The organism is Pseudomonas sp. G3-39, from assembly GCF_054790485.1.
The window spans coordinates 24,206-48,086 of record NZ_CP186497.1 but is presented as its reverse complement, the minus strand read 5'-3'; the positions used below and the strand labels follow the sequence as shown (position 1 = coordinate 48,086).

Here is a 23,881-nt window from a genome sequence, read left to right as displayed (position 1 = left end):
GATCAGCTCCCTTGCAGCGGTTTGGCGTCCTGGAAGAAGTAGTCCTTCCACGACTCCGGTTTGTTCTTGATCGCACCGACGCGGTAGAGGAATTCGGCCAGTGGATAAGTATTTTTCGGCGTGACGCTGAATTCGAATTGCGGGTTGTCGATGATTTTCAGCAGCTCGGCGCGGTCGATCTTGGCCTTGGTCACGCGGATGTAAGTGTCCGCCGCCGCGCCCTTATCGTTCTGCGCAAATTGCGCGGCTTCGGTCAGTGCTTCGACGAAGGCTTTGTAGGTTTTCGGGTTGTCGTTGCGGAATTTCTCGGTGGCGAACAGCACGGTTGGCGAGTTCGGGCCGAGGATGTCGTAGGAGTTGAGCACCACGTGCACGTTCGGGTTCTGCAGCGCCTGATCCTGGAACGGTGGGTTGGAGAAATGCCCGGTCAGCTCGGTGCCGCCGGCAATCAGCGCAGCGGTCGCATCCGGGTGCGGCACGGCGATGGTGTACTTGTCGAGGCGATTGAATTCCTTGTCACCCCACTGTTTGGCCGCGGCGTATTGCAGGAAACGCGACTGCACCGAAACGCCCACCGCCGGCACCGCAATGCGGTCCTTCTCGGTGAAATCGGCAATGGTTTTGACCTTGGGATTGTTGCTCACCAGGTAGTACGGGAAGTTGCCGAGCGAGGCGACTGCCTTGACGTTCTGCTTGCCGTGGGTGCGATCCCAGATGGTCAACAGCGGGCCGACGCCGGCGCCGGCAATGTCGATGGAACCGGACAACAGCGCATCGTTGACCGCCGCGCCACCCGAGAGCTGCGTCCAGTCGACCTTGATGTCGAGGCCTTGCTGCTTGCCGTACTTTTCGATCAGGCCCTGATCGCGCACCACATTGAGCAATAAATAGACAATCCCGAACTGTTCGGCGATGCGGATTTCACCTTCGGCGTGGGCCACGGTCGGCGCCACCAGGCTGCCGGCAAGCAGGCTGAAACCCAGGCCGATGGCCGCCGCCAGCGGTGCGAATGGAAGACGTTTGGACATGATCGAATCTCCGGCAAATCAGAAAGGCGCGTCGCCCTGAATGGTCGTGCGATACAGCTTGCGGCGCAGGTGCGCTGGGCAGCCGGCGGCGAGGTGGATCAGCGAACGGTTGTCCCAGAACACCATGTCGTGGGGCTGCAACTGGTGGCGGTAAATGTTTTGCGGCAGCACGCTGTGGGCGTAGAGCTCGGCGAGCAGTTGTTGGCTCTCGTCCTCCGGCAGACCGACGATGCGGGTGGTGAAGCCTTCGCTGACGAACAACGCCTTGCGGCCGTTTTCCGGGTGGGTACGGACGATCGGATGCACCACTTCGGCGACCTGCGCCAGTTGTTCCGGGGTCAGGGTCGGACGCCAGTTGCCTTCGAATTTGGTTTCGCTGTAGCGCGCGGTGTAGGAATGCGCGGCAGAGCGGCCTTCCACGGCTTTGCGCAGCGCCTCGGGCAGGTTGTCCCAGGCTTTGTGCATGTCGGCGAACAGGGTGTCGCCGCCCTCGGACGGCAACTCCTGGGCGTGCAGCATCGAGCCGAGACTCGGCAGCTCTTTATAGGAAAGGTCGGAGTGCCAGAACTTGCCGGCATCGCCGAGGCCGATGTTCTGGCCGTTCTCGACGATGTTGGAAACGATGAGGATTTCCGGGTGATTGGCCAGCAGGAACTGCTTGAGCACGTGAATCTGCAACACGCCGAAGCGACGGCTGAAATCGATCTGCTGTTGCGGGGTGATGCGCTGATCGCGGAACACCACCACGTGGTGATCCAGGTGCGCACGATGAATGCGCGCGAAGTCCTGATCGTTGACCGGCCGGGTCAGGTCCAGGCCGATGATCTCGGCACCGACGGCACCGCTGAACGGACGAATTTCAAAGGTTTGCGGCGCGGCAGTCGCGGCGCTTGGGGTGGCAGTAGCTGCGGACATCTTTCAATCTCCCACGCACGGCGCGCTCACAGGCGCGCACGTCGATCAGACACTCACGCTGGATTGCGTGTTGGTTCAGGTCGTGCGGCGCGCCGATTGGTCGGCAGGTACGCAGGTGGATGACTTTAAAGCTATAAGAACTGGAAATTAAATACCGTTAATGAATAACGATATGGCGGTTGGTGAGGAATGGACTGTTTAGTGAGTGACGATTTGTGTCACTTACTGACAGGAGTGTGGTGATGGGTCTGGCCCCTTCGCGGGCAAGCCCGCTCCCACAGTGGATCCCGGTCGAACACAGAACCTGCGTCCACTGAAGATCAACTGTGGGAGCGGGCTTGCTCGCGAAGAGGCCAGCCGCCGCGCTGAAGATCTAGCGCTCGTGCAACGCCTCGGCCCGCGCCCGAATGATCGGCTTGAGCAGATAGCTCAACACCGATTTCTTGCCGGTGATGATATCCACCGACGCGACCATCCCCGGAATGATCAGCAACGGCTTTTCATCAGTGCCCAGGTGGCTGCGCTCGGTGCGCACCTTGATGATGTAGTAGGTGGTTTTCTTGTCTTCGTCGGTGATGGTGTCGGCACCGATCTGCTCCAGTTTGGCTTTCAGCCCGCCATAAATGGTGTAGTCGTACGCGGTGAATTTGACGATCGCTTCCTGCCCCGGATGCAGGAACGCAATGTCCTGCGGACGGATCTTGGCTTCGACCAGCAAGGTGTCATCCAGCGGCACGATTTCCACCATGTCGCTGCCCGGCTGAATAACACCGCCGATGGTGTTGACCAGCAACTTGTTGACGATGCCGCGTACCGGCGAGGTGACCAGCGTCCGGCTGACCCGGTCTTCCAGCGCCTTGCCGGTGGCCTGGGCCTTGTTCAGGTCGGTGCGGGCTTCGTTGAGCTGGGTCAGCGCATCGCTGCGAAATTTGCCGCGAGTCTCGTCGATCTTGCGCTGGACTTCCTTGATGGCCGATTCGGCGCGCGGGATCGCCAACGTGGTGGCGTCGAGCTGACCACGGGTTTCGACTTCGGCACGCTTGAGCCGCAGCACTTCAACAGGTGACACCGCGCCCTGCGCCACCAGCGGCTCGGACATGTTGATTTCCTGACGTTGCAGGCCCAGTTGCTGGCGGTATTGCGCCTGTTTGGAGCTGAACTCGCGCAGCTCTTGCTGACGCTGGATCAACTGCTCCTGCAAACCACCGATCTCGTCGTGCAGTTGCTGACGCCGGCTGATGTACAACGATTCTTCGCTTTTCGCCTGACCCGGCACGGCTTTGAGCACGTCTTCCGGGAAATTCAGCGGACGGTCATCGACCTCGGCGCTCAGACGCTCGACGCGCAGCAGCATAGACAGCCGATCAGCCTCGGTTTCGCCGACGTTGGAAGCAAATCGCGTGTCGTCCAGACGAATCAGCGGTGCGCCGGCCTCGACGATCTGACCTTCCTTGACGAACATTTCCGAGACAATCCCGCCCTCAAGGTTCTGGATTTTCTGGATCTTCGACGACGGAATCGCCTTGCCGTCGCCCTTGGTCACTTCGTCGATCACGGCGAAGTTGGCCCACAGCAGCAGGAACAGGAAGAAGCCGATGATTGCCCAGATGGTCAGGCGCACGACGCGCGGGGCGTCCTCGATCAGCGCCTTATTGACCTCCGGCAGCGGCTGGCCCTGCAGCGAGGCAGAACCCTTGAAGTAGCGACGGATCGACTCTTTGACACCCGACTTAAGCAACACTGATCTGCCCCTTCTTCAACGCTTCCATCACGGCGGCTTTCGGGCCATCGGCGAGAATCTGTCCACGGTCGACCACCAGCAGGCGGTCGACCAGCGACAGCAGCGAGGCCCGGTGCGTCACCAGCACCACGGTCTTGTTTTCAACGACGGCGGCCAGACGCTGCTTGAGGCGTTCTTCGCCGGTGTTGTCCATGGCGCTGGTCGGTTCGTCGAGCAGCAGGATCGGCGGGTTGAGCAGCAGCGCCCGCGCCAGAGCAACGTTCTGCCGTTGGCCACCGGACAGGTTCTGCCCACGCTCGCCGACTTGCAGCTCATAACCCTGCGGGTGCAGGCGGGCGAATTCGTGCACGCCGGCCAGTTCGGCGGCTTGCAGTACCAGCTCGTCTTCTACATAGCGCGCGCCGGAGACCAGATTGTCACGCAGGGTGCCGGCCAGCAGCTGGATGTCTTGCGGCACGTAGCCGATGTTGTAGCGCAGCTCGCTGACGTCGATCTGGCGGATGTCCACGCCGTCCACCAGCAATGCGCCGTCGTCCGGCTGATACAGGCCCACCAGCAGTTTCGCCAGTGAGCTTTTGCCCGAACCGCTGCGACCGATGATGCCGATCTTCTCGCCGGGACGAATCACCAGGTTGATGTTCTTCAGCGCCGGGTTCTGTTGCTCCGGGTAGGTGAAGTTCAACTGACGGCACTCGATCGCGCCCTGCAACACCTTGCGGCTCAGCGGACGTTCTTCGAAATTGCGCTCCTGCGGCAGCTCCATCATCTGGTCGACGGAAGTCATGGTTACCCGTGCCTGCTGGTAGCGGGTCAACAGACCGGACAGCGACGCCAGCGGGCTGAGCGCACGGCCACTGAGCATGTAGCAGGCAATCAGACCGCCCATGCTCAGGTTGCCGGCGATGATCTGGTACACGCCGAAGACGATCATGATCACCCCGGCCAGTTGCTGGATCAGCAGGGTGATATTCATCGCCAGACCGGAGAGCATTTTCACCCGCAGTTCGAGGCGGCTGAGGGTGCCGATGGTCTGTTCCCACTGGTACTGGCGTTCGCTTTCGGCGTTGTTGACCTTGACTGCATCGAGGCCGGCGAGGGTTTCGATCAGGCTCGACTGACGCTCGGCGCCGAGCGCCATGGTGCGTTCCATGGTCGCTACCAGCGGCTTTTGCAACGCATAGCCGATCAATAGCGCAATCGGGAACGCCAGCACCGGAATCCACACCAGATGCCCGCCGAGAATCGCGATGACGATGAAGATCAGGATGGTGAACGGCAGGTCGATCAGGCTGGTCAGGGTCAGCGAGGCGAGGAAGTCGCGCAGGCTCTGAAACTCATGGATGTTCTGCGCGAAGCTGCCGACCCGCGCCGGGCGGTACTTCATGGCCATGCCGACGATCCGCTCGAACAGCGTCGCGGAGATGATCAGGTCGGTTTTCTTGCCGGCCAGATCCAGGCACAGGCTGCGCAGGCTCTTGAGAATCAGATCGAAAATGTAGGCACCGGTGATGCCCAGCGCCAGCACCCACAGGGTCGCTTCGGCCTGGTTCGGCACCACGCGGTCGTAGACGTTCATCACGAACAGCGGTGCGGCCATGGCGATGATGTTGATCAGGAAACTCGCGGCGATCGCATCGGCGTACAGCCAGCGCGAGCGCTTGAGGGTGTCGCGGAACCACGAGCGCGCACGCGGGATCAGCGTGCCGTGGTTGACGTCGAATTTGTGCTGCGGCTGGGCGAAGAACACTTTGCCGGTGTAGTCGTCAGCCAGCAGTTCGCGACTGACCACCGATTCGCCGCCGTCGCTTTCGCTGAGCAGCACCCGGGCTTCGTTGTCACCTTGCCAGCCGAGCAGGACGGCGCTGCGGCCATCCTTGAGCAGCAACAGCGCCGGCATGGCAATCGCCGGAATCTCTTCCAGCTTGCGTTGCAGCACCCGACCCTGCAGCCCGGCGCGAGCCGCTGCGCGGGGCAGCAACTCGACACTCAGGCGCTGCTTGGGCAACGGCAGGCCAGTGGTCAGCATCGCGGCACTGGCCGGCTTCTGGTGCAACATGCATAGAGCGAGCAGACCATCCAGTAACGGATCGTCGTGCATCGCGCGCGGATCATGAATGAGTTGAACTCGACTGACTTCTGATTCCACGCTCGGCACTCTTGGCTAACAATTGAACAATGAAGGTTCTGCTCAATTCATACCGGGCAGTTGGACCTTCGGCTTCACATCGTTCTGCACGACGGATGCCAATGGTGCGACCACTCCCTGGCTCTTGAGCAACTCGCCCATGGTCGCCTTGATTCGATACTGAGTAAATAACTGAATGTTCTTGATCTCGGCCAGACGGCGCGAAGCGGTGAACAACTCGTTTTCGCTGTCGAGCAAATCGAGCAGGGTGCGCTCGCCGAGGCTGAACTGACGCTGGTAGGCGGTACGCACGGCGGTGCTGTGATCAACGTACTGCTGAGCGATCGGCACCTGCGCATTGGCGTTGTTCAGGGCGTTCCAGGCCAGGCCCAGTTCTTCGTTCAACTGACGCAGGGCGTTGTTGCGGATGTCCAGCGCCTGGTTCGACAGGTACGACTTGGATTCCAGATCGGCCTTGTTGCTGCCGCCGGAGTACAGGTTGAAGCGCATGCGCAGCATCGCCTGCCACTCGTTGTTGTGGCCGTTCTGACCGTCGAGATCGTTATCGGCAGTGCGACCCAGCTCGGCGTCGAAACGTGGGTAGAACGTCGACTTGGCGGTTTCGTACTGCTTCTCGGCAGCGGCGATATCGGACTCGGCCGAGCGCAGGATCGGGCTGTTTTCCAGCATCTGCGTACGGGCTTCATTGAGGTTGGCCGGCATCATCGCCATGAACGGCGCCGGGCGCTCCAACTGGTCAGGCATCTGGCCGACGGCACTGAGGAAGTTGGTCTCGGAGTCGGCGAGGTTGGTCTGTTCGGTGATCAGGTTGTTGCGGGCCTGAGCCATCCGCGCTTCAGCCTGATCGAGGTCAGCGCCGCTGCCGACGCCGCGCTGGGTGCGTAGCTGGATCTGATCGTAAATGCGTTGGTGGCTCTTGAGGTTCTCTTCGGCCAGACGCACGAATTCGCGGCGGGTCAGCACGTCCAGGTAAACCTGGGCGACGGTCAGCGCGGTGCGCTCGGAAGTGCCGAGCAGCGAGTAGGCGCGGGAGTTGACGGTGGCTTGTTGACGCCCGACTTCGCTGGACGTGGCAAAACCGTCAAAAACCATTTGCGAGAGACGTAAACTTGACTCGCTGCGGTTCAAAGTTTCCCAGTGGTTGCCGCCACCGTTGGCGCGGGTGGTCACGCTGTCAGTGCCCTCACGGCCATAACCGCCCAGCAGATCGACCTTGGGCAGGTATCCACCTTTGGCTGCCTTTAACTGATAATCCGCGGCCAAACGACTGTTGACCCCCGCCTGGATTTCCGGATGGACATCCAGTGCCTGTTGCATGGCTTCTGGTAAGGATTGTGCTTGGACGAAAGAGGCGGCGAGGGCGAACGGTAGAGCCTTGAACAAGTGCAAACGCATGGTAAAGATTTCCCAGGACTTCTTGTCTTGAATCACAGCAAAACGTGCTGCTGCGTCGGATGATTGGCAACCGGAATGACCGTATGTCGGAAAGTTCAAAATAGGAACTGGATCACACGCTGAGGGACAGGTCGCCGCGGAAATATCAATGTGACATTAGTGGGGCGATTGTTTAGGATGGCACCCAGAAGGTCAATAGTTTGGCATAAAGTTAATAGCGAAAGAATCTAGCCAAATTATTGACGAAGAACAGCGTCAATCTTGATTCGCAAATTTTTAAAGTACGTCCAGACTGAATCGGCGCCGAAGCCATCAGGCTATGGAAGTCAACTGAACGTGACACCCGGAGAGTCTTCAATGAGCAGTGTTGTTGCCATCGTCAAAAGCATTGTCGGTCAGGTATTCGTGGTCTCCCCCGAGGGTGTACGCCGCGTGCTCGTTGAAGGCGATCGCCTGTTCGTCGGCGACCAGATCGATACCGGCCTCTCCGGCGCCGTGTCGCTGGAACTGGCGGATGGCCGCACCCTGGACCTGGGCCGTGAAACCCAGTGGAGCGCCAACGCGCCCGACTCCAGCACTGACCTGGCCGAGGCCACCGCGCAGGCCGCGCCGTCTGTAGCCGAGCTGCAGCAGGCCATCGCCGCCGGTGCCGACCCGACCACCGCCCTTGAAGCCACCGCTGCCGGCGCCACCGCCGCAGGCACTGGCGGCGCGGCAGGCGGCGGCCACAGTTTCGTGATGCTCGACGCCACCGCCGGCCGCGTCGATCCGACCATCGGCTTCCCGACCGCGGGCATCAACGCCGGTGCACAAGCGGCACAGAACATCACCGGTGGCCAGACCACCGACACCACCACCAACGCCCTGCGTGAATCGACCCTGAGCCTCAGCGCCACGCCGACCATCACCGAAGCCGGCGGCGTGCTGGTGTACACCGCGACCCTGACCCAGGCGCCGCTGACCGACCTGACCATCACCCTGTCCAACGGCTCGGTGATCGTAATTCCGGCCGGCTCCACCACCGGCACCGTCAACGTCCCGCTGGCACCGAACGACACCGTTTATAACGACCCGACCCAGATCAACGTGACCGTCACCGGCACCACCGGCGGCAACGGCATTACCGTGACCCCGCCGACCACCCCGGCGACGACTCAGGTCACCGACACCATCGACACCACCACCGTCACCCTGACTGCTGGCAACAGCGTCACCGAAGGCGGTCAGATCACCTACACCGCGACCCTGACCAACCCGGCACAGACGCCGGTCACCGTCACCCTGTCCAACGGTTCGACCATCACCATCGAAGCCGGCCAGACTACAGGCACCGTCAACGTGCCAACCGCGCCGAATGACGTCTACAACAACGGCAGCACCGTCAGCACCACTATCACCGGTGCCACTGGTGGCAACTTCGAGAATCTGGTACCAAACACGACGCCAGCCGTAACGAACATCGTCGATTCGCGCGACACCACCGGCCTGACCCTCACCGCCACCGGTACCGTGGTCGAAGGTGGCCAGATCACCTACACCGCGACCCTGACCAATCCGGCACAGACGCCGGTCACCGTCACCCTGTCCAACGGTTCGACCATCACCATCGAAGCCGGCCAGACCACTGGCACGGTCAACGTGCCGACCGCGCCGAACGACGTCTACAACAACGGCGGCACCGTCAGCACCACGATTACCGGTGCGACCGGCGGCAACTTCGAGAATCTGGTGCCGAACACCACGCCGGCGACCACCACCGTTACCGACTCCATCGACACCACCAACCTGTCGCTGAGTGCCACCGGCACCGTCGCTGAAGGCGGCTCGATCGTTTACACCGCGACCCTGACCAACCCGGCCGGCACCCCGGTGACCGTGACGTTGAGCAATGGCTCCGTCATCACCATCGAGGCTGGCAAAACCACCGGCACTGTGACCGTTCCCGCGCCTGCGGATGACGTCTACAAAGACGCCGGCAAGGTCGAAGTCAGCATCACCGGCACCACCGGCGGCAATTTCGAGAACCTGGTGCCGAGCACCGTTCCGGCTGTTACCGAAGTCACTGACACCATCGATACCTCGACCGTCAAACTGACTGCCGATACTTCGGTCGCTGAAGGCGGCACCGTCACTTACACCGCCACCGTCGGCGCGCCTGTCACCGGTTCGCCAGTGACCGTGACCCTGACCAACGGTCAGACCATCACCATCGAAGTCGGCAAAACCACCGGCACCGTGACCACCACCGCGCCGAACGACTCGCTGACCGGCAATCCACCGCTGACCAACGCCATCACCAATGTCAGTGGCGGTAACTACGAGAACCTCGTCGCCGATAAAACTCCGGTTTCGACCACCGTTACCGACACCGTCGACACCACCAACCTGTCGCTGAGCGCGACTGGTACCGTGGCTGAGGGCGGTTCGATCGTTTACACCGCGACGTTGACCAATGCTGCCGGCTCGCCGGTCACCGTGACCCTGAGCAACGGCGCCGTGATCACCATCGAAGCCGGTAAAACCACCGGCACCGTGACGGTTCCGGCGCCTGCGGATGACGTATACAAAGACGCTGGCAAAGTCGAAGTCACCATCAACGGTGCGACCGGCGGCAACTTCGAAAATCTGGTGCCAAGCACTGTCCCTGCGGTCACCGAAGTGACCGATACCATCGACACCTCGACGGTCAAACTGTCCGCTGACACCTCGGTCGCCGAGGGTGGCACCGTCACTTACACCGCGACCGTTGGTGCGCCTGTGACTGGCTCGCCGGTTGTCGTGACTCTGGCCAACGGTCAGTCCATCACCATCGAAGTGGGTAAAACCACCGGCACCGTGACCACCACCGCACCGAACGATGTGCTGAACGGCCAGGCGCCGCTGAGCAACTCGATCACTGGCGTGAGCGGTGGCAACTACGAAAATCTGGTCGCCGACAAGACGCCGGTCAGCACCACCGTGACCGACACCGTCGACACCACCAACCTGACGTTGAGCGCCACTGGCTCCGTCGCTGAAGGCGGTTCGATTGTCTACACCGCGACCCTGACCAACCCGGCCGGCACCCCGGTGACTGTGACCCTGAGCAATGGCTCCGTCATCACCATCGAAGCCGGCAAAACCACCGGAACCGTGACCGTTCCGGCGCCTGCCGATGACGTCTACAAAGATGCCGGCAAGGTTGAAGTCAGCATTACCGGAACTACCGGTGGCAATTTCGAGAACCTTGTTCCGAGCACCGTTCCAGCTGTCACCGAAGTCACTGACACCATCGATACTTCGACCGTCAAACTGACCGCTGATACCTCGGTGGCCGAGGGCGGCACCGTCACCTACACCGCGACTGTCGGGGCCCCGGTAACCGGTTCGCCAGTGACCGTCACGTTGGCAAACGGCCAGACCATCACCATCGAAGTGGGTAAAACCACCGGCACCGTCACCACCACTGCGCCAAACGATGCATTGAACGGTCACGAGCCACTGACCAACGCGATCACTGACGTGAGCGGCGGCAACTACGAGAATCTTGTAGCGGATAAAACCCCGGTTTCGACCAGCGTCACCGACACCGTCGACACCACCAACCTGTCGCTGACTGCGACCGGCACCGTGGCGGAAGGCGGTTCGATCGTCTACACCGCGACCCTGACCAATCCGGCCGGTACGCCGGTGACCGTGACCTTGTCCAACGGCTCGGTGATCACTATCGAAGCCGGTAAAACTACCGGCACCGTGACCGTTCCAGCACCAGCCGATGACGTTTACAAAGACGCTGGCAAGGTTGAAGTCACGATCAAAGACGCCGCAGGCGGCAATTTCGAGAACCTGGTGCCGAGCACCGTTCCGGCTGTTACCGAAGTTACCGATACCATCGATACGTCGACGGTCAAACTCACCGCCGACACTTCGGTAGCTGAAGGCGGGACTGTCACTTACACCGCCACCGTCGGCGCACCGGTAACCGGCTCGCCGGTTGTTGTCACCTTGGCCAATGGCCAGAACATCACCATCGAAGTCGGCAAAACCACTGGCACCGTGACCACCACCGCACCGAACGATGCGTTGACCGGTCACGAGCCACTGACCAACGCGATCACTGAAGTGAGCGGTGGCAACTACGAAAACCTGGTCGCTGACAAAACCCCGGTTTCGACCAACGTCACCGACACAGTCGACACCACCAACCTGTCGCTGACTGCGACCGGCACCGTGGCGGAAGGCGGTTCGATTGTCTACACCGCAACCCTGAGCAATCCGGCCGGTACTCCGGTGACCGTGACCTTGAGCAATGGCTCGGTCATCACCATCGAGGCCGGCAAAACCATTGGCACCGTAACGGTTCCAGCACCTGCCGATGACGTCTACAAAGACGCTGGCAAGGTTGAAGTCACGATCAAAGACGCAGCAGGCGGCAATTTCGAGAACCTGGTGCCGAGCACCGTTCCGGCTGTTACCGAAGTTACCGATACCATCGATACGTCGACGGTCAAACTCACCGCCGACACTTCGGTAGCTGAAGGCGGCACTGTCACTTACACCGCCACCGTCGGCGCACCTGTCACCGGCTCGCCAGTGACCGTGACCCTGGCGAACGGCCAGACCATCACCATCGAAGTGGGTAAAACCACCGGCACTGTCACCACCACCGCGCCAAACGATGCGCTGAATGGTCACGAACCACTGACCAACTCGATCACCGGCGTCACCGGTGGCAACTACGAGAATCTGGTTGCCGACCAAACCCCGGTCAGCACCACCGTCACTGACACTGTAGACACGACGAATCTGTCGCTCAGCGCCACCAACTCGGTCGCCGAGGGCGGTTCGATCACGTACACCGCGACCCTGACCAACGCTGCTGGCTCGCCAGTCACCGTGACCCTGTCCAACGGTTCGGTGATCACCATCGAAGCGGGCAAAACCACTGGCACCGTGACCGTTCCGGCGCCTGCCGATGACGTCTACAAAGATGCCGGCAAAGTCGAAGTCACCATCAACGGTGCAACCGGCGGCAACTTCGAGAACCTCGTTCCGAGCACTGTTCCGGCAGTGACTGAAGTTACTGACACCATTGACACAACCACGGTCAAACTGACCGCGACCGAGTCTGCTGCTGAAGGTGGCACGGTTACCTACACCGCTACCGTTGGCGCACCCGTTACTGGTTCGCCAGTCGTGGTGACCTTGGCCAATGGTCAGAACATCACCATCGAAGTCGGCAAAACCACCGGCACCGTGACCACCACCGCGCCAAACGATGCGCTGAATGGTCACGAACCACTGACCAACTCGATCACCGGCGTCACCGGTGGCAACTACGAGAATCTGGTCGCTGACAATACCCCGGTCAGCACCACCGTCACTGACACCGTAGACACGACGAATCTGTCGCTCAGCGCCACCAACTCGGTCGCCGAGGGCGGTTCGATCACCTACACCGCGACCCTGACCAACGCTGCAGGCTCGCCAGTCACCGTGACCCTGTCCAACGGTTCGGTGATTACCATCGACGCGGGCAAGACCACCGGCACCGTGACCGTTCCAGCACCAGCCGATGACGTCTACAAAGATGCCGGCAAGGTTGAAGTCACCATCAACGGTGCAACCGGCGGCAACTTCGAGAACCTCGTTCCGAGCACTGTTCCGGCAGTGACTGAAGTCACTGACACCATCGACACCACGTCGGTGAAACTGACCGCAACCGAGTCCGCTGCTGAAGGTGGCACCGTCACCTACACCGCCACTGTCGGTGCTCCGGTAACCGGCTCGCCTGTGGTCGTGACCCTGGCCAACGGTCAGAACATCACCATCGAAGTCGGCAAGACCACCGGCACCGTGACCACCACCGCACCGAACGATGCGTTGAACGGTCATGCGCCGCTGACTAACGCCATCACCGACGTGAGCGGCGGCAACTACGAGAATCTGGTTGCCGACAAAACCCCGGTCAGCACCACCGTGACCGATACCGTCGACACCACCAACCTGTCGCTGAGCGCGACCGGTACCGTGGCTGAGGGCGGTTCGATCGTTTACACCGCGACGTTGACCAATGCTGCCGGCTCGCCGGTCACCGTGACCCTGAGCAACGGCGCCGTGATCACCATCGACGCGGGTAAAACCACCGGCACCGTGACCGTTCCAGCACCTGCCGATGACGTCTACAAAGACGCCGGCAAGGTCGAAGTCACGATCAAGGATGCTGCGGGCGGCAACTTCGAGAACCTGGTGCCGAGCACCGTTCCGGCCGTCACCGAAGTCACCGACACCATCGATACCTCGACCGTGAAGCTGACCGCCGATACTTCGGTGGCTGAAGGCGGCACTGTCACTTACACCGCGACTGTTGGCGCTCCAGTGACTGGCGCACCTGTTGTTGTGACCCTGGCCAACGGTCAGACCATCACCATCGACATCGGCAAGACCACCGGCACCGTGACGACCACCGCTCCGAACGATGCGCTGAACGGTCATGAGCCGCTGAACAACTCGATCACCAATGTCAGCGGCGGCAACTACGAAAACCTCGTCGCCGACAAAACGCCGGTCAGCACCACCGTGACCGACACCGTCGACACCACCAACCTGTCGCTGAGCGCGACCCCGGCGGTGAACGAAGGCGGGCAGATCACCTACACCGCCACCCTGAGCAACGCCGCCGGCACTCCGGTGACCGTGACCTTGAGCAATGGCGCGGTGATCACCATCGACGCCGGCAAAACTACCGGCACCGTGACCGTCGATGCGCCGAAGGATGACGTCTACAAGGACGCCGGCACCGTTGAAGCGACCATCAAGGGCGCGACCGGTGGCGACTTCGAAAACCTGGTGACCAGCAACACTCCGGCGGTGACCACCGTCAACGACACCATCGACACCTCCACCGTGTCGTTGACCGCCACCGCCAACGTCGCCGAAGGCGAGACCGTGGTCTACACCGCGAGCGTGACCGCACCGGTAACCGGCTCGCCAGTTGTGGTCACTCTGTCCAACGGCCAGACCATCACCATCGCCGTCGGTGAGACCACCGGCAGCGTGAATTTCGTTGCGCCGAACAGCCCATTGGCGGGCGGCAGCTCGCTGAGCGTCGCCATCGACAAGGTTGCCGGCGGCAACTATGAGAACCTGGTGGCCGACAAGACACCGGCGAACACCTCGGTGTCGGACACCGTCGACACCACCAACCTGAACCTGACCGCCAGCGACTCGGTGGCCGAGGGTGGTTCGATTGTTTACACCGCGACCCTGACCAATCCGGCCGGGACGCCGGTGACCGTGACCCTGTCCAACGGCGCGGTGATCACCATCGAAGCCGGTAAAACGTCGGGCACCGTAACCGTTCCAGCTCCGGCTGACGACGTGTACAAAGACGCGGGTAAAGTCGAAGCAACCATTTCCAGCGCTACCGGTGGCAACTTCGAGAACCTGGTGCCTAGCACCGTTCCGGCCGTCACCAACGTGACCGACACCATCGATACCACCACGGTCAAACTGACCGCGACCGAATCGGCTGCGGAAGGTGGCACCGTCACTTACACCGCGACTGTCGGCGCGCCAGTGACTGGCTCGCCGGTCGTGGTGACCTTGGCCAATGGTCAGAACATCACCATCGAAGTGGGTAAAACCACTGGCACCGTGACTACCACTGCGCCGAACGATGCGTTGACCGGCCACGCGCCGCTGACCAACGCCATCACCGACGTGAGCGGCGGTAACTACGAAAACCTCGTGGCGGATAAAACGCCGGTTTCGACCAATGTCACCGACACCGTCGACACCACCAATCTGTCGCTCAGTGCGACCGGCACCGTGGCCGAGGGTGGCTCGATCGTCTACACCGCAACCCTGACCAACGCCGCTGGTTCGCCAGTCACCGTGACCCTGTCCAACGGCGCGGTGATCACCATCGAGGCCGGTAAAACCTCTGGCACCGTGACCGTTCCGGCGCCAGCCGATGACGTGTACAAAGATGCCGGCAAAGTCGAAGCGACCATCTCCAGCGCTACCGGTGGCAACTTTGAAAATCTGGTACCGAGCACTGTGCCGGCCGTCACCAACGTTACCGACACCATCGACACCACCACGGTCAAACTGACGGCGACTGAATCCGCTGCGGAAGGTGGCACCGTCACCTACACCGCCACCGTCGGTGCTCCGGTAACCGGCTCGCCTGTGGTCGTAACCTTGGCCAACGGTCAGAACATCACCATCGAAGTCGGCAAGACCACAGGCACCGTGACCACCACCGCGCCGAACGATGCGTTGACCGGCCACGCGCCGTTGACCAACGCAATCACCGACGTGAGCGGCGGTAACTACGAAAACCTCGTGGCGGATAAAACGCCGGTTTCGACCAATGTCACCGATACCGTCGACACCACCAACCTGTCGCTCAGTGCCACTGGCACCGTCGCTGAAGGCGGCTCGATCGTTTACACCGCAACCCTGACCAACGCTGCAGGCTCACCTGTCACCGTGACATTGAGCAACGGCGCCGTGATCACCATCGAAGCGGGCAAAACCACGGGCACCGTAACCGTTCCGGCGCCTGCCGATGACGTCTACAAAGACGCGGGCAAAGTCGAAGCAACCATTTCCACCGCCACCGGCGGCAACTTCGAAAACCTGGTGCCGAGCACCGTGCCGGCTGTCACCGAAGTCACCGACACCATCGACACTTCGACCGTCAAACTGACTGCCGATACCTCGGTAGCCGAAGGCGGCACCGTCACCTATACCGCCACTGTTGGCGCACCAGTCACCGGTTCGCCGGTCGTGGTGACCCTGGCCAACGGCCAGAACATCACCATCGACGTCGGCAAAACCACCGGCACCGTGACCACCACCGCACCGAACGACGCGCTGACCGGTCATGCGCCTCTGACCAACTCGATCACCGGTGTGACCGGTGGCAACTACGAAAACCTCGTGGCTGACAAAACCCCGGTCAGCACTAACGTCACCGACACCGTCGACACCACCAACCTGTCGCTGTCCGCGACCGGTACCGTGGCTGAAGGCGGTTCGATCGTTTACACCGCAACCCTGACCAACGCCGCTGGTTCGCCAGTCACCGTGACCCTGTCCAACGGCGCTGTGATCACCATCGAAGCCGGTAAAACCACTGGCACCGTGACTGTTCCAGCTCCGGCGGACGACGTGTACAAAGACGCCGGTAAAGTCGAAGCAACCATTTCGACTGCCACCGGCGGCAACTTCGAGAACCTGGTGCCGAGCACCGCTCCAGCCGTCACCAACGTTACCGATACCATCGACACCACCACGGTCAAGCTGACCGCGACCGAGTCTGCTGCGGAAGATGGCACCGTCACTTACATCGCCACTGTCGGTGCGCCGGTGACCGGTTCGCCTGTCGTTGTGACACTGGCCAACGGTCAGAACATCACTATCGAAGTGGGTAAAACCACCGGCACCGTAACCACCATCGCACCGAACGATGCGCTGACCGGTCATGCGCCTTTGACCAACGCGATCACCAATGTGAGCGGCGGTAACTACGAAAACCTGGTCGCCGACAAAACGCCGGTCAGCACAACCGTTACCGACACTGTCGACACCACCAACCTGTCGCTGAGCGCAACCAACTCGGTCGCCGAGGGTGGTTCGATCATCTACACCGCGACCTTGACCAACGCGGCTGGTTCGCCAGTCACCGTGACCCTGTCGAACGGCGCTGTGATCACCATCGAAGCCGGTAAAACCACTGGCACCGTGACCGTGCCGGCTCCGGCGGATGACGTCTACAAAGACGCCGGCACCGTTCAGGCAACGATCACCAACGCTACCGGTGGCAACTTTGAAAACCTGGTGCCGAGCACCGTGCCGGCTGTGACTCAGGTCACAGACACCATCGATACCACCACTGTAAAACTCACCGCGACCGAGTCTGCTGCCGAAGGTGGCACCGTCACCTACACCGCGACTGTCGGTGCTCCGGTAACCGGTTCGCCTGTGGTCGTGACCCTGGCTAATGGTCAGAACATCACCATCGAAGTCGGCAAAACCACCGGCACCGTAACTACCACCGCACCGAACGATGCGCTGACCGGCCACGCGCCGCTGACCAACGCGATCACCAACGTCAGTGGTGGCAACTACGAAAACCTCGTTGCCGACAAGACCCCGGTCAATACCACAGTCACCGATACCGTCGACACCACCAACCTGTCGCTGTCCGCGACCGGTACCGTGGCCGAAGGCGGCTCGATCGTTTACACCGCGACGCTGACCAACGCTGCCGGTTCGCCAGTTACCGTGACGTTGAGCAACGGCGCCGTGATCACCATCGACGCGGGCAAAACCACCGGCACCGTGACCGTTCCGGCTCCAGCGGATGACGTCTACAAAGACGCCGGCACCGTTGAGGCCACGATCAAGACCGCGACTGGCGGCAATTTCGAAAACCTGGTGACCAGCAACACCCCTGCCGTGACCAGCGTCACCGACACCATCGACACCACCACGGTCAAACTGACCGCGACCGAGTCTGCTGCTGAAGGTGGTACCGTCACCTACACCGCGACCGTTGGTGCACCGGTAACCGGTTCGCCAGTGACCGTGACTCTGGCCAACGGCCAGAACATCACCATCGAAGTCGGCAAAACCACCGGCACCGTGACCACCACCGCACCGAACGACGTGTTGACCGGTCATGCGCCACTGACCAACGCCATCACCAACGTCAGCGGCGGCAACTACGAGAACCTCGTCGCCGACAAGACTCCGGTCAGCACCACCGTGACCGACACCATCGACACCACCAACCTGTCCCTGAGCGCGACCGGCACCGTGGCCGAGGGTGGCTCGATTGTTTACACCGCAACGCTGACCAACGCCGCTGGTTCGCCAGTGACCGTGACGCTGAGCAACGGTGCAGTCATCACCATCGACGCCGGTAAAACCACCGGTACCGTCACCGTCCCTGCCCCGGCCGACGACGTCTACAAAGACGCCGGCACTGTTCAGGCAACGATCAAAACCGCGACCGGTGGCAGCTTCGAGAACCTGGTACCAAGCACCACGCCAGCAGTGACCAACGTCACCGACACCATCGATACCACTGGCGTGAAACTCACCGCCACGGGCACCGTGGCCGAAGGTGGCACAGTCACTTACACCGCTACCGTTGGTGCGCCAGTTACCGGCTCGCCTGTCATCGTGACCCTGGCCAACGGTCAGACCATCACCATCGACATCGGCAAAACCACCGGCACCGTGACCAGCATCGCACCGAACGATGCGCTGACCGGCCACGCGCCGTTGACCAACTCGATCACTAACGTGACCGGCGGCAACTACGAAAACCTTGTGGCCGACAAGACCCCGGTCAGCACCACCGTGACCGACACTGTCGACACCACCAACCTGTCCCTGAGCGCCACTAATACGGTCGCCGAGGGCGGTTCGATCATTTACACCGCCACCCTGACCAACGCCGCTGGTTCGCCAGTGACCGTGACCCTGAGCAACGGCGCAGTGATCACCATCGACGCCGGTAAAACCACTGGCACCGTGACCGTTCCTGCCCCGGCTGATGACGTCTACAAAGACGCCGGCACCGTGCAGGCAACCATCACCAATGCCAGCGGCGGCAACTTCGAAAACCTGGTACCAAGCACCGTACCGGCCGTGACCAGCGTCACCGATACCATCGACACCACTACCGTGAAGTTGTCTGCCACCGGTACAGCGGCTGAAGGCGGCAACGTCGTCTACACCGCCACCGTCGGCGCGCCAGTCACTGGTTCGCCAGTCGTGGTGACTCTGTCCAATGGCCAGACCATCACCATCGACATCGGCAAAACCACCGGCACCGTAACCACCACCGCACCGAACGATGCGCTGACCGGTCACGCGCCGTTGACCAACGCCATCACTAACGTGACCGGCGGCAACTACGAAAACCTGGTGGCCGACAAAACCCCGGTCAGCACCACCGTGACCGACACCGTCGACACCACCAATCTGTCGTTGTCCGCGACCGGCACCGTGGCCGAAGGTGGCTCGATCGTTTACACCGCAACCCTGACCAACGCCGCGGGTTCGCCAGTGACCGTAACGTTGAGCAACGGCGCCGTGATCACCATCGACGCCGGTAAAACCACCGGCACCGTGACCGTTCCGGCTCCAGCGGACGACGTCTACAAAGACGCCGGCACCGTGCAGGCGACCATCAAGTCGGCGACAGGTGGCAGCTTCGAAAACCTGGTGCCAAGCACCACGCCAGCCGTAACCAGCGTCACCGACACCATCGACACCACTGGCGTGAAACTTACCGCCACTGGCACCGTGGCCGAGGGTGGCACTGTCACCTACACCGCCACTGTCGGCGCTCCGGTCACCGGTTCGCCAGTGACCGTAAGCCTGTCCAACGGCCAGACCATCACCATCGACATCGGCAAAACCACCGGCACCGTGACCACCACTGCGCCGAACGACGTGTTGACCGGCCACGCACCGTTGACCAATGCGATCACCAACGTCAGCGGCGGCAACTACGAAAACCTCGTAGCCGACAAAACCCCGGTCAGCACCACCGTGACCGACACTGTCGATACCACCAGCCTGTCGCTGAGCGCGACCCCGGCGGTGAACGAGGGTGGCCAGATCACCTACACCGCAACCCTGAGCAACGCTGCCGGTTCCCCGGTAACCGTGACTTTGAGCAACGGCTCGGTGATCACCATCGACGCCGGCAAAACCACTGGCACCGTGACCGTTCCGGCTCCGGCTGACGACGTCTACAAAGACGCCGGCAGCGTGCAGGCGACCATCACCAACGCCAGCGGTGGCAACTTCGAGAACCTGGTACCGAGCACGACACCGGCCGTGACCAACGTCGCCGATACCATCGACACCACCACTGTCAGCATCACCGGCAGCACCTCGGTGACCGAAGGCCAGACCGCCAGCTACACCGTCAGCCTGACGCAACCGGCACAAACCGACGTGACCCTGAAGATCGTCTACAGCGGCACCGCTGCCGACGGTTCGGACTTCACCGGTGTTTACACCGTGAAGATCCCGGCGGGCGCCAGCAGCGCACAGTTCAACGTCGCGACCATCGATGACAAGATCACCGAAGGCACCGAGAACTTCGTGGTCAAGATCGACTCGGCCACCGGCGGCAACTTCGAGAACCTGGCCGTCAGCAGCACCAACGGCAGCGTCAGCACCTCGATCATCGACAACGATGCGCCACCGGTCATCGACCTGGATGCCAACAACTCCAGCGGCGCCACCGGTGCCGACTACAAGGTGACGTTCACCGAAAACACCCCGGGCGCCGGCGTGTCGATTGCCGACACTGACCTGACGATCACCGACCCGGACAGCACCATGCTGACAGGCGCGACCATCGTGCTGACCAACCGTCAGGACGGCGATGCGCTGAACCTCGGCAACAGCGTCAACGGCATCACCATCAATGCCAACAGCACCAACGGCACCGTGACCTTGACCCTGTCGGGTAACGCAACGCTCGCCGACTACATGCAGGCGATCAAGAACATCAGTTTCACCAACAGCAGTGAAAACCCGAGCACCGTGCCACGGATCATCACCGTGACCGTGACCGATGGCGGTAACTACTCCAACACCGCGACCACCACGGTCAACGTGGTGGCGGTCAACGATGCGCCAGTCGCCGCGCCAGTCAACGTCACCGGCACCGAAGACACCCCGCTGATCCTCGGCTGGTCGACCTTCGGTGTGACCGACGTCGACAGCCCGGCCAGCAGCCTGGGCATCAAAATCACCCAGCTGCCGGGCGAAGGCAAACTGCAGTATCTGGACGGTTCGACCTGGAAAGACGTCGCCAACAACCAGACCTTCAGCAAGGCTGACATCGACGCTGGCAAATTGCGCTTCATGCCGGATGCCAACGAGTCGGGGGTCAACGGTTACGGCGGCACCGGTATGGGCAACAACCAGGCCGACTACGCACAGATCAAGTTCCAGCCAACCGACGGCCAACTGCTGGGCAACACCGGCACCGTGAAGATCGACATCACGCCAGTGGCGGATGCGCCGACCGTGAGCGTGGCCGACAACAGCGTGAAGTCCACCGGGCTGGTCAAGGAAGTCTGGACCGGCCTGTCGGGCCTGGGCACCAGCGGCAACGGCGCTGACTCGACCACGTTGAAAAACGTGATCGACGGCGCCGGCACCCCGAACTCCAGCACCAACGTGACCAACGTGCAGTCCGACGGCAGTGTGACCGCCGGCACTGCGTCGAAAACCTCGGGCCTGATCTATCTGGAAGCCGGCAAGACCTACAGCTTCAGCGGCGTGGCTGACGACAGCCTGCTGATCACCATTGGCGGCAAGAGCGTGGCGTCGGGTACCTGGGGCGCGGGCGGCGCGATCAGTGGTTCGTTCACCCCGACCACCAGCGGCTACTACACCCTGGACATCTACCACCACAACCAGAGCGGCCCGGGCAGCTATGACGTGAACCTGTCGGTCAACGGCAGCACGCCGATCGACCTGAGCAGCGCCGGCGTGCCGATCTACACCGGGGTGCAGGATCTGGTGAATTCCGGTGTGACCGTCTCCGACCTGCACGGCACCAACGGCGAAGGCTATTACGACGGCTACAAGCTCAACACTGGCGCCGAAGGCACCACGGTGAAACTGTCGGCGATCAACACTGCGCTGACCGATACCGACGGTTCGGAAACCCTGAGCGTGAAGATCAGCGGCGCGCCGGTCGGCTCGGTTCTCTCCGACGGCAACGGTCACACCTTCACAGTCACCGCAAGCAACGGCGAAGCCAACGTCACCGGCTGGAACCTGGGCAGCCTGACCGTAACCCCGCCGACCTACTACAACGGCCAGTTCAACCTGACCGTGACCTCGACCTCCACTGAAATGGTCGGCGGTTCGGCCAGCAGCACCGCTACGATTCCGGTCACCGTGGTGCCCGCGGTGTACAACGCGGTGGTTGGTACCTCTGGCGACGACACCTTCAACGGTACCGATGGCAACGACATCATGGTCGCCGACATCGGTGGTCTGACCGTGGTGCCGGGCACCAACTACAACATCGCGTTCATGGTCGACAGCTCGGGCAGCATGAGCACCTCGTCGATCAACGCGGCCAAGGACTCGCTGACATCGGTGTTCAACACCCTCAAGCAGAGCCTGGGCGGCAGCAACTCGGGCACGGTGAACATCTTCCTGGCGGACTTCGATACCCAGGTCAACAAGTCGGTGTCGGTGAACCTCAACGACCCGAACGCGCTGACCAAGCTCAAAGCCGTGCTCGACTCGATGGCGTCCGGCGGCGGCACCAACTACGAGGACGTGTTCAAGACCACGGCCAACTTCTTCCAGAGCACGGAAGCGCTGGCCAACACCGGGGCGAAGAACCTCACCTACTTCATCACCGACGGCCAGCCGACCTACTACCAGAGCGGCGAGCAGACCAACCCGACGCTGTACGGCAACGTGAAGTTCGACAGTGTGGTGACAACCAGCAACTACAAGCTGGGCGACACTTTCAGCACGTACATCGACAACACGCATTACCTGAGCATCACCGCCAGCGGTTATGCCCAGTTGCAGACTTACACTGCCCGTTATGGCTGGAGCACCACCAACCTGGGCACTGTTCACGCTCAGGGTGACGGCACTTACGAGTTGTCGAGCCTGGCCGGTAGCGGTAGCAGTACGGATTCGGCGACAACCTCCAACTCCAACAGCAGCTTCGCCCTGCTCAGCAGTCTGTCGAACGTCGAGGCGATCGGTATCAACAGCGGTGTCAGCCTCAACGACCTGAAACCGTATGACTCGGATCACTCGCCGCAGACCAACATCGATCCGAAGGATCTGGCCAACTCGATCATCGGCCACACCGAAGCGACGATGCCGGGCAACGACACCGTCAGCGGTGGCGACGGCAACGACATCCTGTTCGGCGACCTGGTGAGCTTCAACGGCATTGCCGGCGAGGGTTATCAGGCGATGCAGGCGTTCGTGGCGCAGCAGACCGGGGTCGACGTCAGCAAGGTCACCACCAGCAACGTGCACCAGTACATCACCGAGCACTATCAGGCGTTCGATGTGTCCGGCGCACATGACGGCAACGACACGCTGCTGGGTGGCGCAGGCAATGACATCCTGTTCGGCTCGGGCGGCAACGACCTGCTCGACGGCGGCAAGGGCAATGACATCCTGCTCGGCGGCACCGGCAACGACACGCTGATCGGCGGCCAGGGCAACGACATCCTGATCGGTGGTTCCGGTGCCGACACCTTCGTCTGGAAAGCAGGCGACACCGGCAATGACGTGATCAAGGACTTCAACGCCAACGAAGGTGACCGCATCGACCTGCGCGATCTGTTGCAGGGTGAAACCGGCAGCACCATCGACAACTTCCTGAAGATCACCACGGTTGATGGCACGTCGTCGCTGCAAGTCAGCTCGGCGGGCAAGTTCAACTCCGGCGACGCGGCAGCCGCCACGCCGGACGTGACGATCAAACTGGAAGGCAACAACTGGTCGAGCGCCAACATTCACAACCTGATTGCCGGCAGCGATCCGACCATCAAGGTCGACCACAACAACAGCTGATGCGTGAACAAAACGGCCGCCCCTTGGGGCGGCCGTCACGTTTGCGGCTAACTCGGCGGT

General features: G+C 61.7%; 6 protein-coding genes. 1 reads left to right on the top strand and 5 read right to left on the bottom strand.

Features of this window, described 5'->3' with window-relative positions; genetic code table 11:
• Nucleotides 1–2: 2 nt before the first annotated feature.
• From ACOYXG_RS00125 to ACOYXG_RS00105, 5 genes are all read right to left on the bottom strand, one after another.
• Entirely contained in the window at nt 3–1,028 is a 1,026-nt protein-coding gene (locus ACOYXG_RS00125; protein ID WP_285373210.1) for an ABC transporter substrate-binding protein, read from the bottom strand.
• A gap of 18 nt (nt 1,029–1,046) precedes the next feature.
• Complete coding sequence (locus tag ACOYXG_RS00120; RefSeq protein ID WP_460355185.1) at nt 1,047–1,943, bottom strand: TauD/TfdA dioxygenase family protein; 897 nt, start codon at nt 1,941–1,943, stop codon at nt 1,047–1,049.
• A 373-nt stretch (nt 1,944–2,316) separates the two neighbouring features.
• Entirely contained in the window at nt 2,317–3,684 is a 1,368-nt protein-coding gene (locus tag ACOYXG_RS00115) for an HlyD family type I secretion periplasmic adaptor subunit (protein WP_096796933.1), read from the bottom strand.
• On the bottom strand, nt 3,674–5,830 hold the full coding sequence (locus ACOYXG_RS00110) for a type I secretion system permease/ATPase (protein ID WP_027611114.1): 2,157 nt from the start codon (nt 5,828–5,830) through the stop codon (nt 3,674–3,676). Before ACOYXG_RS00110 ends, ACOYXG_RS00115 begins: the two co-directional genes overlap by 11 nt.
• Nucleotides 5,831–5,872: 42 nt before the next feature.
• On the bottom strand, nt 5,873–7,225 hold the full coding sequence (locus ACOYXG_RS00105) for a TolC family outer membrane protein (RefSeq protein ID WP_007961502.1): 1,353 nt from the start codon (nt 7,223–7,225) through the stop codon (nt 5,873–5,875).
• Between the two features lie 357 nt (nt 7,226–7,582).
• On the opposite strand from ACOYXG_RS00105, the gene ACOYXG_RS00100 reads away from it, so the two are divergent.
• Complete coding sequence (locus tag ACOYXG_RS00100; RefSeq protein ID WP_460355182.1) at nt 7,583–23,821, top strand: LapA family giant adhesin; 16,239 nt, start codon at nt 7,583–7,585, stop codon at nt 23,819–23,821.
• Nucleotides 23,822–23,881: the final 60 nt, after the last annotated feature.

Coding starts and splice junctions, on each gene's coding strand:
- ACOYXG_RS00120 (WP_460355185.1), bottom strand. CDS start 1,943: ATGTCCGCAGCTACTGCCACCCCAAGCGCCGCGACTGCCGCGCCGCAA.
- ACOYXG_RS00100 (WP_460355182.1), top strand. CDS start 7,583: ATGAGCAGTGTTGTTGCCATCGTCAAAAGCATTGTCGGTCAGGTATTC.
- ACOYXG_RS00125 (WP_285373210.1), bottom strand. CDS start 1,028: ATGTCCAAACGTCTTCCATTCGCACCGCTGGCGGCGGCCATCGGCCTG.
- ACOYXG_RS00105 (WP_007961502.1), bottom strand. CDS start 7,225: ATGCGTTTGCACTTGTTCAAGGCTCTACCGTTCGCCCTCGCCGCCTCT.